Origin of the sequence: Tenacibaculum sp. MAR_2010_89, from assembly GCF_900105985.1 — a bacterium.
Classification (GTDB): Bacteria; Bacteroidota; Bacteroidia; order Flavobacteriales; family Flavobacteriaceae; genus Polaribacter; species Polaribacter halocynthiae.
In genome coordinates, this window is record NZ_FNUB01000005.1 from 3,173,896 (window position 1) to 3,189,573 (window position 15,678).

The 15,678-nt window shown below is 30.6% G+C and carries 11 protein-coding genes and 1 pseudogene; 4 read left to right on the forward strand and 8 right to left on the reverse strand.

Annotated features, from left to right (window positions below):
• Positions 1-74: 74 nt before the first annotated feature.
• Both BLV71_RS17330 and BLV71_RS17335 read left to right on the forward strand, forming a co-directional pair.
• Complete coding sequence (locus tag BLV71_RS17330) at positions 75-1,250, forward strand: acetyl-CoA C-acyltransferase (RefSeq protein WP_093871760.1); 1,176 nt, start codon at positions 75-77, stop codon at positions 1,248-1,250.
• A gap of 22 nt (positions 1,251-1,272) precedes the next feature.
• Entirely contained in the window at positions 1,273-2,040 is a 768-nt protein-coding gene (locus BLV71_RS17335; RefSeq protein ID WP_093871761.1) for a C40 family peptidase, read from the forward strand.
• Positions 2,041-2,093: 53 nt separating this feature from the next.
• Here the strand turns inward: BLV71_RS17335 and BLV71_RS17340 are convergent, their stop codons facing one another.
• Positions 2,094-4,649 (reverse strand): ATP-dependent Clp protease ATP-binding subunit, encoded by a 2,556-nt coding sequence (locus BLV71_RS17340; protein ID WP_093871762.1) that lies wholly within the window; start codon positions 4,647-4,649, stop codon positions 2,094-2,096.
• A 319-nt stretch (positions 4,650-4,968) separates the two neighbouring features.
• Between BLV71_RS17340 and gyrA the strand changes: the two genes are divergently transcribed.
• Both gyrA and BLV71_RS17350 read left to right on the forward strand, forming a co-directional pair.
• Positions 4,969-7,485: a DNA gyrase subunit A gene (gene gyrA / locus BLV71_RS17345; RefSeq protein ID WP_093871763.1), complete on the forward strand. Its 2,517-nt coding sequence runs from the start codon at positions 4,969-4,971 to the stop codon at positions 7,483-7,485.
• A 14-nt stretch (positions 7,486-7,499) separates the two neighbouring features.
• On the forward strand, positions 7,500-8,744 hold the full coding sequence (locus BLV71_RS17350) for a tetratricopeptide repeat protein (RefSeq protein ID WP_093871764.1): 1,245 nt from the start codon (positions 7,500-7,502) through the stop codon (positions 8,742-8,744).
• A 308-nt stretch (positions 8,745-9,052) separates the two neighbouring features.
• On the opposite strand, the gene BLV71_RS17355 is transcribed toward BLV71_RS17350, so the two are convergent.
• The 7 genes and pseudogenes from BLV71_RS17355 to BLV71_RS17385 all read right to left on the reverse strand — a co-directional run bounded on the left by BLV71_RS17355 (position 9,053) and on the right by BLV71_RS17385 (position 15,655).
• Positions 9,053-9,244: a cold-shock protein gene (locus BLV71_RS17355; RefSeq protein WP_093871765.1), complete on the reverse strand. Its 192-nt coding sequence runs from the start codon at positions 9,242-9,244 to the stop codon at positions 9,053-9,055.
• A 196-nt stretch (positions 9,245-9,440) separates the two neighbouring features.
• Positions 9,441-9,632: a cold-shock protein gene (locus BLV71_RS17360; RefSeq protein WP_093871766.1), complete on the reverse strand. Its 192-nt coding sequence runs from the start codon at positions 9,630-9,632 to the stop codon at positions 9,441-9,443.
• Positions 9,633-9,817: 185 nt separating this feature from the next.
• Positions 9,818-10,510, reverse strand: coding sequence for a GTP cyclohydrolase I FolE (gene folE, locus BLV71_RS17365; RefSeq protein ID WP_093872081.1), 693 nt, complete (start codon positions 10,508-10,510; stop codon positions 9,818-9,820).
• A gap of 44 nt (positions 10,511-10,554) precedes the next feature.
• Positions 10,555-11,919: a histidine--tRNA ligase gene (gene hisS / locus BLV71_RS17370; RefSeq protein ID WP_093871767.1), complete on the reverse strand. Its 1,365-nt coding sequence runs from the start codon at positions 11,917-11,919 to the stop codon at positions 10,555-10,557.
• Positions 11,920-12,002: 83 nt separating this feature from the next.
• Positions 12,003-12,945 (reverse strand): annotated as a pseudogene (locus BLV71_RS17375) (YihY/virulence factor BrkB family protein).
• Between the two features lie 14 nt (positions 12,946-12,959).
• Positions 12,960-13,529, reverse strand: coding sequence for a pentapeptide repeat-containing protein (locus BLV71_RS17380; protein WP_093871768.1), 570 nt, complete (start codon positions 13,527-13,529; stop codon positions 12,960-12,962).
• A gap of 20 nt (positions 13,530-13,549) precedes the next feature.
• Entirely contained in the window at positions 13,550-15,655 is a 2,106-nt protein-coding gene (locus BLV71_RS17385) for a M3 family metallopeptidase (protein WP_093871769.1), read from the reverse strand.
• Positions 15,656-15,678 lie beyond the last annotated feature (23 nt).

The window sequence follows — 15,678 nt, forward strand, 5'->3', positions numbered from 1 at the left end:
TGTATTATTTGAGTACTTGCTATAAAATGGTTATTTTCGCAAGACAAAATTTAACGTAAATATACATTCAAGATATGAAAGAAGTAGTAATCGCATCTGTTGCAAGAACTCCAATAGGAAGCTTTTTAGGAACTTTATCTAAAATACCTGCCACTAAACTAGGGGCTGTAGCTATAAAAGGGGCTTTAGATAAAATTAACTTGAAACCTGAATTGGTTGAAGAGGTTTTTATGGGAAATGTGGTTTCTGCTGGATTGGGTCAAGCTCCTGCTCGTCAAGCTGCAATTTTTGCTGGAATACCTGATACTGTACCTTGTACTACTGTAAACAAAGTATGTTCTTCTGGAATGAAATCTATTATGTTAGCTGCTCAATCAATTGCTTTAGGTGATGCTAGTATCATTGTTGCTGGAGGAATGGAAAACATGAGTATGATACCTCACTACCAACATGCTAGAAGTGGTTCAAAATTTGGACCAATCAAGATGGAAGATGGTATGCAAAAAGATGGTTTAGTTGATACACATGAACAAGTTCCTATGGGAAATCTTGCAGATGAATGTGCTACTAAATATAGTTTTTCAAGAGAGGATCAAGATGCTTTTGCTATAGAATCTTATACTAGATCTGCTAAAGCATGGAGCGAAGGAAAGTTTTCTGATGAAATTGTTCCTGTTGAAGTTCCACAAAGAAGAGGTGAACCTTTAATTTTTTCTGAAGATGAAGAGTATAAAAACGTAAAAATGGAAAAAATTCCTGCATTACGTGCTGCTTTTACAAAAGAAGGAACTGTTACTGCAGCTAATGCTTCAACAATTAATGACGGTGGTGCTGCTTTGGTATTAATGTCTGCTGAAAAAGCAAAAGAATTAGGAATAACTCCTTTAGCAAAAGTAACAGGATATGCAGATGCTGCTCATGAGCCTAAATGGTTTACTACTGCTCCTGCAAAAGCTTTACCAAAGGCCTTAGCAAAAGCTGGAATTTCTATTGATGATGTAGATTATTTTGAATTAAACGAAGCTTTCTCTGTTGTTGGATTAGCAAACATGAAAATCTTAGGATTATCATCTGATAAAGTAAACGTAAATGGTGGTGCTGTTTCTTTAGGACATCCATTAGGTGTTTCTGGAGCAAGAATCATTATAGCATTAACTTCTATTTTAAAACAAAACAATGCAAAAATTGGTGCTGCTGGTATTTGTAATGGTGGTGGTGGTGCTAGTGCAATGGTTATAGAAAGAATTTAATTTTTTAAAAGCACATTTATTAATGTTTGGAATTTGTAACCTTAGTATTGTTCCTTTACGTTTAACTGCTTCTGATACTTCTGAAATGGTAAACCAAGTTTTATTTGGTGAACATTTTACAATATTAGAAAAGCATAAAAAATGGAGTAAAATAAAACTGTTTTTTGACGGTTATGAAGGCTTCATAGACAACAAACAATACAAAGAAATACCTGAAGAGAGTTATCAGTTTCTTTCTGACAGTAAACAGCATTACGCTGGTGAGTTGATTGATTTTATTACAGATAATAAAAACAACTTAACAACAATACCTTTAGGTGCACATCTTCCATTATTCAAAGATAAAAAGTTACAAATAGGTGAGCGAATTTTCACTTATGAAGGCAACGTTTGTTACACAAAACTATCAAAACCTTCAATTATTGAGACTGCTTATTTATTTTTAAATACTCCTTATTTATGGGGTGGTAAATCTCCTTTTGGAATTGACTGTTCAGGTTTTACTCAAACAGTTTATAAACTTTGCGGACATCATCTTTTACGAGATGCTAGAGAACAAGCTACCCAAGGTGAAGTGTTAAGTTTTATAGAAGAAAGTGAACCTGGTGATTTAGCTTTTTTTGATAATAATGAAGGCCATATTACCCATGTTGGTATTATTATGAATGATTATAATATTATTCATGCCCATGGAAAAGTTCGAATTGATAAATTAGACCATAGCGGTATTTACAATGTAGATACGCAGCAACATACTCATAAACTAAGGGTTATTAAACGATTTATATAAAACAAAAAAAAGGGTTGAAAATTTCAACCCTTTTTTTATTCACTTATTTATTTTTATTCATCGTCAAACTCAGTCCTAGTTTCCACAGACTTTTCTCCTTTTTCAATTTTAATAACAAGCTTTTTATCTTTCTCATCTAAATCCATAAAAATAGCATCTCCTTCATCTAATTTAGCACTTACTATTTCTTCAGCTAAAGCATCTTCAATATATTTTTGAATAGCTCTTTTTAATGGTCTAGCTCCATATTGCTTATCAAATCCTTTGTCAGCAATATAATCTTTCGCTTTTTCACTTAATGTTAAATGATACCCTAAATCTGAAATACGGTGTAATAACTTGTCCAACTCGATATCAATAATCTTATGAATATCTTCACGCTCTAAACTATTAAAAATTATTACATCATCAATACGGTTTAAAAACTCAGGTGCAAATGACTTTTTCAAAGCTCCTTCAATAATACTTTTAGCATGAGCATCTTCTTGATCTTTCTTAGAAGAAGTACCAAAACCAACTCCACCACCAAAATCTTTCAACTTACGAGCTCCAATATTTGAAGTCATAATAATAATGGTATTTCTAAAATCAATTTTTCTTCCTAAACTATCAGTAATAAACCCGTCATCTAAAATTTGAAGCATCATATTAAAAACATCAGGATGTGCTTTTTCAATTTCATCTAAAAGTACTACCGAATAAGGTTTTCTTCTAACTTTTTCAGTTAACTGACCACCTTCTTCATATCCAACATATCCTGGAGGCGCACCTATTAAACGAGATATCGCAAACTTCTCCATGTATTCACTCATATCAATTCTAATAAGAGAATCTTCTGAATCAAATAATTCTTTAGAAAGCACTTTAGCTAACTGTGTTTTACCTACCCCAGTTGAACCTAAAAATATAAATGACCCAATTGGCTTGTTTGGATCTTTTAATCCAACTCTGTTACGCTGAATAGCTTTTACCACCTTGGTTACAGCCTCATCTTGACCTATTACCTTTCCTTTTATCAAGTTTGGTAATTCTGCCAATCGACTACTTTCTGCTTCGGCTACTCTATTAACAGGAATACCAGTCATCATAGAAACCACTTCTGCAACATTATCTTCAGTTACAGTTTCACGATGTAATTTAGAGTCTTCTTCCCATTGATTTTGAGCTGAATCTAAAGCTGTTTCCATATTCTTCTCATCATCACGCAACTTAGCAGCTTCTTCATATTTCTGACCACTTACAGCTTTTGTTTTACGATCTCTAATCTCCTCTAACTTAGCTTCTAATTCTAAAATTTGTTGTGGTACTACAATATTTGTTATATGAATACGAGATCCTGCTTCATCTAATGCATCAATAGCTTTGTCTGGCAAGTATCTATCCGTCATATAACGGCTTGTTAACTTAACACACGCCTCAATAGCTTCATCTGTAAAATTCACATGATGATGCGCTTCATATTTACCTTTTATGTTATGTAAAATTTGGATAGTTTCTTCTACAGTAGTTGGATCAACAATTACTTTTTGGAAACGACGTTCTAAAGCTCCATCTTTTTCTATATTAGTACGATATTCATCTAAAGTAGTAGCCCCAATACATTGAATTTCTCCTCTAGCTAATGCTGGCTTTAACATATTTGATGCATCTAAAGAACCCGTTGCTCCTCCTGCTCCAACAATTGTATGAATTTCGTCAATAAATAAAATGATATCATCATTTTTTTCCAACTCATTCATTAACGCTTTCATACGCTCTTCAAATTGTCCTCTGTATTTTGTACCAGCTACTAAACTTGCCAAATCAAGTGAAACAATTCGCTTATCAAATAGAATTCTAGATACTTTTCTATTAACAATTCGTAAAGCTAATCCTTCAGCAATTGCTGATTTACCTACACCTGGTTCACCAATTAGCATTGGATTGTTCTTTTTACGCCTACTTAAAATTTGTGAAACACGCTCAATTTCTTTTAATCGACCAACTACAGGATCTAACTTATCTGCTTCTGCCAAAGATGTTAAATCACGCCCAAAATTATCTAAAACTGGTGTTTTAGATTTTTTCGTCTGCTTTCCTCTAGGTGTTTGCTGCCCAAAAGGATTTGATTTCTCATCAGAAAACTCATCATCTGAAGGAGTTTCAGCTATTGGATCTGAAGAAAAATCTTCAACATGTAGCTCTTTATATAATGCTTTAGCTTGCTCGTAATCGATATCATACTTTTGCAACAACTTGGTTGTTGGATCATTTTCATTGCGTAAAATACACAACAACAAATGAGCCGTATCAATTGCATTACTTTGATATAATTTAGCTTCTAAAAATGTAGTTTTTATAGCTTTCTCTGCTTGTCTAGTAAGATGTAAGCTCTTTTTTTGATTATTTCCTATTGAAGGAGATGAGGGGTTTAGTTTTTCTAGCTTATTACGTACCAAATCTAAATCCACATCAAATGTAGTTAAGATTTCAATACCTTTACCGTCTCCTTTTCTTATTAATCCTAAAAGCAAATGTTCTGTTCCAATAAAGTCGTGCCCTAAACGTAGTGCTTCTTCTTTACTGAAAGTTATCACATCTCTAACTTGTGGTGAAAAATTATCGTCCATAAATTTAATTTGTGTCTGTGTAAAGTTAGTGAGATTTTTTTACAAAAAATTACAAAAAAGGTGCCAATAACATTTTAATGACATTCTGGCTTTACAAAAAGACGCAGATTTTAACAAAAACACATTAAATTATTGTTAAAATTGTTAATAACTATGGTTAAAACAACATTAACAAATTTTGTGTAAAACTTGGCTTTATTGTATCTTGCAATGATTTAGAAAACACATGTTTTTTATAACATGTTCCAAGTGAGTTTTATTTTATGTAAAATTCACTTTTTTATCAAATAACAAGTACTAATATTTTAAAGAAAAATATATGGCAGATGGCGAAAAGTTGATTCCTATCAACATTGAAGAACAAATGAAATCAGCATATATCGACTACTCAATGTCGGTAATTGTATCAAGAGCTTTACCTGATGTTCGAGATGGTCTAAAACCAGTTCATCGTAGAGTTTTATTTGGAATGCATGAATTAGGAATTAAAGCTACAGGAGCATATAAGAAATCAGCAAGAATTGTTGGAGAAGTATTAGGTAAGTATCACCCACATGGAGATACTTCCGTTTATGACTCTATGGTTCGTATGGCTCAAAACTGGAGTGTACGTTACATGATGGTTGATGGTCAAGGAAATTTTGGTTCTGTTGATGGTGATAGCCCAGCAGCAATGCGTTATACTGAGGTACGTATGCAAAAAATATCAGAAGATATGTTAGCTGATATTGAAAAAGATACTGTTGATCATAAATTAAATTTTGATGACACTTTAAAAGAACCTACAGTATTACCTACTCGTATACCTAACTTATTAGTAAACGGGGCTTCTGGTATTGCAGTTGGTATGGCTACAAACATGGCACCTCATAATTTAACCGAGGTTATTAATGGTACCATTGCATACATAGACAATAGAGATATTGAAATTGACGAGCTAATGCAACATGTAAAAGCTCCTGATTTTCCTAGTGGTGGAATTATTTATGGATATGATGGTGTACGTGATGCTTTTCATACTGGTAGAGGTCGTATTGTTATGCGAGCTAAAGCTACTATTGAAGAAGTAAAAGGACGTGAATGTATTATTGTTACAGAAATTCCTTACCAAGTTAACAAAGCAGAAATGATTAAAAAAACTGCTGAGTTAGTAAATGATAAAAAGTTAGAAGGAATCGCTAATATTCGCGATGAATCTGATAGAAAAGGAATGCGAATCGTTTATATTTTAAAGCGTGATGCGATTCCTAATATTGTATTAAATAAGTTATACAAATACACTCAATTGCAAACATCGTTTAGCGTTAATAATATCGCCTTAGTAAACGGTCGTCCTGAGCAATTAAACCTTAAACAATTAATTCATTACTTCGTAGAACATCGTCATGAAGTAATTGTTCGTAGAACAGAATTTGAGCTAAAAAAGGCAGAAGCCCGTGCTCATATTTTAGAAGGTTTAATCATTGCTTCAGATAATATTGATGAAGTTATAGCTATCATTAGAGGGTCTTCTAATGCTGATGAAGCTCGTGAAAAATTAATTGCTCGTTTTGAATTAACTGAAATTCAAGCAAAAGCAATAGTTGAAATGAGATTACGTCAGTTAACAGGACTGGAGCAAGATAAATTACGTGCTGAGTACGATGATATTATGGCTACTATTGTTGATTTAAAAGACATATTAGCAAACGAACCTAGACGTTATAGCATTATAAAAGATGAGTTAATCCATATTAGAGATAAATATGGTGATGATCGTCGTTCAATTATTGAGTATGCTGGAGGTGACATGCGTATTGAAGACATGATTCCTAACTCTAAAGTTGTTGTTACTATTTCAAACGCAGGATACTTAAAAAGGACTAATCTTGATGAATATAAAGTTCAAAATAGAGGTGGTCGTGGACAAAAAGGTGTTGCTACAAGAAATGAAGATTTCTTAGAACATTTATTCGTAGGTACCAATCATCAGTACATGATGTTCTTTACTCAAAAAGGTAAAGTTTTCTGGATGCGTGTTTACGAAATTCCTGAAGGTGGTAAAAACACCAAAGGAAGAGCTATGCAAAACCTTATAAATATTGAGCAAGATGATAAAGTAAAAGCTTTTTTAGTTACTCAAGATTTAAAAGATGAAGATTACATAAATAATCATTATGTAATTATGGCTACTAAAAAAGGACAAGTAAAAAAGACCTCTTTAGAACAATACTCAAGACCAAGAGCAAATGGTATAAACGCTATTACCATTAAGGATGGCGATGAGTTACTTGAAGCAAAATTAACTACTGGTGATAGCCAAGTAATGTTAGCTTTAAAGTCAGGTAAAACGATTCGTTTTGAAGAAGCTAAAACGAGACCTATGGGTAGAACTGCTTCTGGGGTTCGTGGTATTACTTTACAACATGAACAAGATGAAGTAATAGGAATGGTTGCTGTAAACGATATGGAAAGCAATATACTTGTTGTTTCTGAAAAAGGATATGGAAAAAGATCAAAGTTAGAGGATTACAGAATAACTAACCGTGGTGGTAAAGGTGTAAAAACTTTAAACATTTCTGAAAAAACAGGTGAATTAGTTGCTATAAAAAATGTTGATGATTCTAATGATTTAATGATTATTAATAAATCAGGACTTACTATTAGAATGGCTGTAGAAGACCTACGTGTAATGGGACGTGCAACCCAAGGTGTTCGTTTAATCAACATTAAAAATAATGACAGTATAGCAGCAGTTGCTAAAGTTATGCATGAAGAAGAAGAAATAGATGAAGATGAAAATGGCATGGAAATTGAAAATGAAAATGATAATAACGAGAATCAAGAACAACAATAAATAAGAATCTAAAAATGAAAAAACAAATTATAGCACTTTCTTTAGGATTAGTATCATTAGGTACTTTTGCTCAAAAGTCAGAACTTAAAGCTGCTGAGAAGGCCATAAAAAAACAAGAGTTTAATACCGCAATTGTATCTATTGATGCAGCTGAAAAGTTAATTGCAAACGCTGATGATAAATATAAAGCTAAATTTTACTTTTTAAAAGGTAAAGCGTATGCTGCTAAAAAAGATTACAAGGTAGCTGCTGATGCTTTCAAAAACTTATTTGATTTTGAAAAACAAATTGGTAAAGACAGATATTCTTCTGATGCTAAACCTATGTTAGATCAATTAATTCAAGAAGTATCTAATAAAGCTGTTAATTTATACAACAATTTAAAAGATTATAAGAAAGCTTCTGAGAACTTCTACCTAACATACCTATTAAGTCCTAAAGATACTTCTTTTGCTTACAATGCAGCAATATCTGCTACTCAGGCTAAAGAATATGATACTGCTCTTAAATATTATAATGAGTTAAGAAGAATTGGATATACTGGTATAGAAACTAAGTTTGTAGCTACTAGTAAGGAAACTGGTAAAGTGGAAGCTTTTGGTTCTAAATCTCAAAGAGATTTAATGGTAAAATCAAAGCAATACATTAAACCAGAAAACAAGCTTTCTAAGTCTAAATCAGCTACTTTGATAAAAAATATTGCCTTAATATTAAAAGAACAAGGTAAAACTGATGAAGCTATTGCTGCATTATCTGAAGCTCGTAAGCAAGACCCTAAAGATTTAAATTTATTACTTAATGAAGCTGATATGTATGTTAAGCTTAAACAAATGGATAAATTTGGTGAGTTAATGACAGAAGCTGTAGCATTAGATCCTACAAACCCTACATTATACTACAATTTAGGTGTTGTAAACTTTAATCAAGGTAGAGCTGATGACGCAAAAAAATACTATCAAAAAGCTGTTGAGTTAAAACCAGATTATGCTGATGCGTATATGAATTTAGCAGTTGTTGTATTAGATAAAGATAAATCTATTGTTGAAGAGATGAATAAAAACTTATCTAACTTCAAAAAATATGACGAATTAGCTCTAAAACAAAAAGAAGTTTACAAAGAAGCTTTACCTTTTTTAGAAAAAGCTGATAGCTTAAGCAGAAACATTGACACTATTAAAACTTTAATGAATATATATGAAGTTTTAGAAATGGAAGGAAAAGCTAAAGAATACAGAGGAATATACAAATCGATGAGATAAAGACTCTCCATCATATAAAAAAAAGAGATTACCGTTTTGGTAATCTCTTTTTTTTGTTTTTTAAAGTACAGAAATCGATTTATTCTAATTAAGCATTTAGACTTCCCTTAAAAGAACATTGACTTATACTTGGATACTGATTCCCTTTTACTTTTCTAATTATATTAAACAAGTATTGAATACCTTCTAAAGCTATACTTAATTGTTTAGCATTAGCTTACATATTATTCTTAATTTTTGGACATAAAAAAACCTATCAAAAATTTGATAGGTTTTCATTAAAAAATTAACTAGTAATAAAATATATATTATAATACTCTAACGTTTACTGCGTTTAATCCTTTTTTTCCTTCTTGTAATTCGAATTCAACTTCGTCATTCTCACGAATTTCGTCGATTAATCCTGAAACATGTACAAAATGTTCTTTGTTTGATCCTTCTTCTGTGATAAATCCAAATCCTTTTGATTCGTTGAAGAATTTTACGGTACCTTTATTCATTGTAAAAAATTATGTGTTACTTGCTTTAGTGCCAGTAACGTTTATTGAGTTGCAAATCTAATACCAATATTTTAATAATTAGACATTTATTTAACTTATTTTAATACAAGCAACAAAACTGTTATAAAATAAGATAGCCTATCAAAGTTTGATAGGCTATTCTCATTAAAAAATTAACTAGTAATAAAAATATATATTATAATACTCTAACGTTTACTGCGTTTAATCCTTTTTTTCCTTCTTTTAATTCGAATTCAACTTCGTCGTTTTCACGAATTTCATCGATTAATCCTGAAACATGTACAAAATGTTCTTTGTTTGATCCTTCTTCTGTGATAAATCCAAATCCTTTTGATTCGTTGAAGAATTTTACGGTACCTTTATTCATTGTAAAAAATTATATGTTGCTTGCTTTAGTGCTAACAACGTTTATTGTATTGCAAATCTAATGCCAATATTTTAAATGTTAAAAAAAAATATAAATTATTTTAAATTAAGAAGGAATTAAACATAAAAAAAAGCCGTTTAATTTACGGCTTTTATAATTTTAAAAATTTGACAACATCTCAAAAATTAGTCAAAACTTGTATCCATTTTTAAGTAATCTAAAAACTCTCTTTTAGTTTCTTTATCTTTAAACTTACCTCCAAATTCAGCAGTAACAGTACTACTTTCAATGTCTTTAATTCCTCTAGAATTAACACATAAATGCTTTGCATCTATAACACAAGCTACATCATCAGTTCCTAAAGCTTCTTGCATAGCTTGAACAACTTGCATTGTTAAACGTTCTTGTACTTGAGGTCTTTTAGAAAAATACTCAACAATTCTATTCATTTTGGATAAACCAATTACTTTTCCATCAGAAATATAAGCCACATGTGCTCTACCTATAATTGGTAATAAATGGTGTTCACAAGTAGAGTACACGATAATATTTTTTTCTACTAACATTTCACCATAATTATAATTATTGTCAAATGTAGAGGCCTTCGGTTTATTTTTTGGATTTAATCCCATGAATAATTCATTTACAAAAGCTTTTGCAACACGCTTAGGTGTACCTTGTAAACTATCATCTGTTAAATCCATTCCTAAAGTGATTAAAATATCTTTAACACTTTCTTGTATTTTTTCTATCTTTTCTTCATCAGAAATATCAAACGCATCTTTACGTATTGGCGATTCTGCCGACGTTCCTATGTGATTTTCTCCAATTTCTTCTATCCTTTCGTCATTCATTTTGTTGTTGTTCACTTCAAACATTTCTTTCATTTATTAGGGCGCAAATTTACAACTTTGTTATTAATTTACTGTACTTTAGTTATCAATTCATCTAAAGAGCAAGTAGTTTGCTCAGAATTTATCATATTTTTTAGAACAAATGTATCGTTCTCAACATCGGTTACTACAAACTCTATACCTCTATTAGTAACATATTTCCATTGCTTCTTTTGTTGTTTGTTACTAGTTGCGGTATCAGGATATAGCTCAGATTTTATGTTGTTTTCTCTTAAAACTCTAATTGCTTTTACTTTTTCCAAGCTCTCATTCTCATTAAAATTCAAGAACAATACCTTTGGCTTAGGTAACTCAACAGTTTCAAATAAATTGAGTTCTTCCATTACTAAGTAAATCCTATCTAATCCGAAAGATATTCCAACTCCAGATACATCTTTTAAACCAAAGATACCCGTTAAATCATCATACCTTCCACCTCCACCAATAGAGCCCATTTTTACTCCTTTCGGAGCCGAAACTTCATAAATAGCACCCGTATAATAATTTAGTCCACGAGCTAAAGTAACATCTATTTCTAAACTTGCAGAAGTTAACCCTAACTCAGTTATAGAATTATTTATAAAACGTAACTCTTCTACTCCTTTTAAACCTTCGTCAGAACCTTGTAACATTCCTTCTAAAGAGGCTAATTTATCAGTATTAGTGCCAGAGAAATCAAATAATGGATCAACTTTTTTAATTGCTTCTTCGGTGATTCCTTTAGAAAGCATTTCTTTTACAACTCCTTCCTTCCCAATTTTATCTAATTTATCTAAAGCAACTGTAAAATCAATTAACTTATCTTTAGCTCCAATTACCTCAGCAATTCCAGATAAAATTTTACGATTATTGATTTTGATAGTCGTACCACTCAATCCTAACTTACTAAAAACAGTATCGTATAATTGTACAAACTCTACTTCTTGCCATAAAGATTTACTTCCAACAACATCTGCATCGCATTGATAAAATTCGCGAAAACGTCCTTTCTGTGGACGGTCTGCTCTCCAAACTGGCTGAATTTGATAACGTTTAAATGGAAAGGTAATATCATTTTGATGTTGTACTACATACCGTGCAAAAGGCACTGTTAAATCGTATCTTAATGCTTTTTCTGAGATTTTTGATATTAATTTTTGACTATTTTTTTCAGTTAATATATTATCATCAACTTTACTTAAATAATCTCCAGAATTTAAAATCTTAAAAATTAAACGATCCCCTTCTTCTCCATACTTCCCCATTAAGGTAGATGAGTTTTCAAAGCTTGGCGTTTCAATAGGTTGAAATCCAAAATTTTCAAACGAATGTTTTATAGTACTAAATATGTAATTTCTTTTTGCTACTTCGGTTGATGAAAAATCTCTTGTTCCTTTTGGAATACTTGGTTTCATATTTTTTAATTATAAATCACGTCTTTAGTTTAAAAACGTAGTAATTAATTTTTATTTAATAATTGAATAAGCAAATATCTGAATTAATCACGAAAATAAGAAGTTTTATTTTTTCGTTTTAATCGATAAATACTTGCATTTAATTCAAAGCCTAGCAATAATATAATAGCATTCAACCAAACAAACAACATTAATATAAGCAATGTTCCTATTGACCCATATAATTGATTGTATTTAGCAAATTTCACTACATAAATACCAAAAAGATAGAAAGAAAACATTGATACAACTGTTGTTAAAATCGCACCAGGTGAAAAGAAACGAGTTTCTTTCCCTTGTTTGGTTCCGTATCTGAATAACAGTGAAACGATAGTAAAAATCATTAATAAAAATAAAGAGCCTCTTCCGTAATAAAACAAGTCTAAATCACTGGTATTGAACCATCCTTTTTCATCTATTTTAGCTAAAGCAACTTGATACAGAATAACAAAAACTACTGTAATAATTAAAAATAAAGACATTAACAATGATACTGCCAATGAAATCATATATGCTCTTATTATGTTCCTATACTCTTTAACATGATAAGAATATTCAAAGCCTCCAAAAATTGCATTTACTCCGTTAGTCATTAAAAATATAGACGCTAAAAAACCAAAAGAAAGCAACCCTCCATATTGGTTATTTAAGATATCTTTTAAAACACCATCAACAGCATCAAATGTTTTTGGTGGTAACACTTCTTGAATTAATGAAAACAATCCTTCCTGAAAACCTTCAATAGGCATATACGGTATTAAGGTTAGTATAAAAAGAAGAAATGGGAAAATTGCCATAAAAAAAACTAAAAGCAATTCCTCCTGCTCTAGTTGTTAATGCTCCTTTTACAATACCTAAAACATACATTTCCAAAACATCATAAAGTGACATACCTTCTAAGCCTGGAATTTTAATAGTTTTTCCAAACCGAACCAATAAATTTATAATTGGTATTTTTTCTAGTTTATTTTCAATTGGCTTAGTCATTTACTTTTTCTTTTTTACTTTATAATCACTTGATATTTTGTTAGCAATCCTATTATATTTTCTTTAGAAAAAATAGCTCCTTTTACATTATTATTCTCTACATCAATACTAAAGTTAATAGCAGTTTCAAAATTAACTTTTTCTAACTTGGTATTATCAAATATTGATTTGCTCAAATCGCTATTATCGAAATAACTATTTTGTAAATCTGCTTCCGTAAAATCAACTTCATTAATTTGACAATCTACAAATTGAAAATTTTGCATTTTTAATTGATAGAACGAAGAGAAGTTTAATTGACATTTTGAAAAATTGATTCTCAATAAAAATGGATTTAGCTCATAAAAGTCAATCCCAATTAATTTTGAATTACTAAAATGTACTTCTTTAAAACTACTATCTTTTAGTTTTGTATTGCTTAAGTTACAATCTATAAATTCACATTCTAAAAACTCAGAACCATTTATGTGTAACTCTGAAAAGTCGCAATTTTTAAATACACAAGAATCAAAGTCAGTTTTACTTAGTTGCTTACTAGTAAAACTGACTTTATTAAAAGTTTCATTGTTAAAATAATCGTTCATCAATTGAACTTTATTAATAATTATTTTAATCCTCTTGCAGTTAACATTGGTTTTGCCTCTGGGTCACGACCAGCAAATGTTTTATACATCTCAGCATAATCCATAGTATTTCCTTTTGACAAAATTTGTTCACGGAATTTTTGTCCATTTTCACGAGTTAATAAACCATTATTTTTAAACCAATCATATGCATCATGGCTTAACATTTCAGTCCATAAATATGAATAATACCCAGCGGCATAGCCTCCACTAAATATATGGGCAAAATATGTTGAACGATACCTTGGTGGTATTTCTGCTACCTTTAATTTCATTTTTTCTAATGCTGCTTCTTCAAACTTAACAACATCATCAATTTTAGTATCAGACGAAATTGTATGCCATTGCATATCTAAATTAGACGAACATAAATTTTCAATCATAGAATATCCTTGATTAAAAGTTCCTGCATTTTTAATTTTTTGCAGTAATTCAGCTGGTATTACTTCTCCTGTTTTATAGTGTAAAGCATAATTGTTTAATACATCTGGGTGCGTAGACCAATTTTCATTAAACTGTGATGGGAACTCTACGAAATCTCTAGCTACACTTGTACCTGAAATAGAAGCGTATTTTTGATTTCCAAACAACCCATGTAATGCATGTCCAAATTCATGAAACATTGTTTCAACCTCATCAAAACTAATTAATGCTGGTTCTCCATCAGCTGGTTTCTCAGAATTACACACATTATAAATTACAGGTTTTTGATTACGTAACTTAGATTGCTTTACAAATGAACTCATCCATGCTCCTCCTCTTTTACTATCTCTTGCAAAAAAATCTCCAAAATAAAGTCCTAATTTACTTCCATCTTCTTCAAAAAGCTCATAAACCACTACATCAGGATGATAGGTTGGAATATCTGTACGCTTTTTAAAAGTAATACCATACAATTTTGTAGCTGCAAAAAACACTCCTTTTTCTAAAACATTTGTTAATTCGAAATAAGGTTTCACCTCTTCTTCATTTAAATTGTATTTAGATTTACGAACTTTCTCAGCATAATAATTCCAATCATAGGGAGCTAATTTAAAACCTTCTTTACCCTTATTAATCTCAGTTTGAATTTCTTTTATTTCAGAAGATGCTTTTTCTAAAGACCCTGGAATTAATCCGTTAAACATTTCAAAAACTTTTTCTGGTTTAGATGCCATAGTGCCCTGTAAACTCCAACTTGCATAATTATCAAACCCTAAAACTTTTGCTTTTTTAGCACGTAATAACGCCATCTTTTTTACCAAATCACTAGTATCAAAATCTCCACCTTCAGCTCTTAAAATAGATTTTTTAAAAAGCTCTTCCCTTACGCCTCTATTTTCTAAAGTTTGTAACGATGGTTGTTGCGTAGTATTAATTAATTGAATTTCATATTTGCCATCTTTTTCAATAGCTTTTATTTTATCTTCTGAAAACCCTTTTAACTTCTTTTTATCGATAATTGTTACTCCTCCTTTTTTACTTGCATCTAATAGTTTTTTTCCAAAATCATTAGATAAACTAGCTAATTCAGAATTGATTTCTTTCAATTCTTTTTTCTTCTCTTCTGATAAATTAGCTCCAGATTTTACAAAGTTTTTATAATTTTCTTTTACTAAATGAATTGATTCAGCATCGTTTGATTTAATAGTTTCTAGGTTATCATAAACCTTTTTTATTCTTTTAAACAACTCCGTATTTAAAAAAATCTCATCTGAATGTTGTGAAAACTTTGGCGCTAATTCTTTTTGAATATCTTTAATAGTATCATTTGTATGAGCTCCTGCTAAGGCATAAAAAACTGAAGTAACCCTATCCATTACTCTATTACTTTCTTCTAAAGCAAGAATTGTATTTTCAAAAGTAGGCTCATCTTTATTAGCTACAATTTTTGCTATCTCTTCATTTTGAAGTTCCATTCCTTTTAAAATGGCTGGTTTAAAATGACTATTTTTTATTTTAGTAAAATCAGGTGTTCCATATTCTAAATTACTTTTAACAAGTAAAGGATTTTCAGGTGTATCCATTTTAGTTTCTTTTTTTGCTTCTTTTGTATTACATGAAATTGTAAAAACTAAAGTTGCAACTACTATTATATATTTTTTCATTTTTGTATAAATTATAGTTGTAT

Bases quoted from the DNA above. Each gene is read 5' to 3' on its own strand.
- BLV71_RS17330 (WP_093871760.1), top strand. From the start codon at position 75: ATGAAAGAAGTAGTAATCGCATCTGTTGCAAGAACTCCAATAGGAAGC.
- BLV71_RS17355 (WP_093871765.1), bottom strand. From the start codon at position 9,244: ATGAATAAAGGTACCGTAAAATTCTTCAACGAATCAAAAGGATTTGGA.
- gyrA (WP_093871763.1), top strand. From the start codon at position 4,969: ATGGCAGATGGCGAAAAGTTGATTCCTATCAACATTGAAGAACAAATG.
- BLV71_RS17360 (WP_093871766.1), bottom strand. From the start codon at position 9,632: ATGAATAAAGGTACCGTAAAATTCTTCAACGAATCAAAAGGATTTGGA.
- BLV71_RS17340 (WP_093871762.1), bottom strand. From the start codon at position 4,649: ATGGACGATAATTTTTCACCACAAGTTAGAGATGTGATAACTTTCAGT.
- hisS (WP_093871767.1), bottom strand. From the start codon at position 11,919: ATGAAACCAAGTATTCCAAAAGGAACAAGAGATTTTTCATCAACCGAA.
- BLV71_RS17350 (WP_093871764.1), top strand. From the start codon at position 7,500: ATGAAAAAACAAATTATAGCACTTTCTTTAGGATTAGTATCATTAGGT.
- folE (WP_093872081.1), bottom strand. From the start codon at position 10,510: ATGTTTGAAGTGAACAACAACAAAATGAATGACGAAAGGATAGAAGAA.
- BLV71_RS17385 (WP_093871769.1), bottom strand. From the start codon at position 15,655: ATGAAAAAATATATAATAGTAGTTGCAACTTTAGTTTTTACAATTTCA.
- BLV71_RS17380 (WP_093871768.1), bottom strand. From the start codon at position 13,529: ATGAACGATTATTTTAACAATGAAACTTTTAATAAAGTCAGTTTTACT.
- BLV71_RS17335 (WP_093871761.1), top strand. From the start codon at position 1,273: ATGTTTGGAATTTGTAACCTTAGTATTGTTCCTTTACGTTTAACTGCT.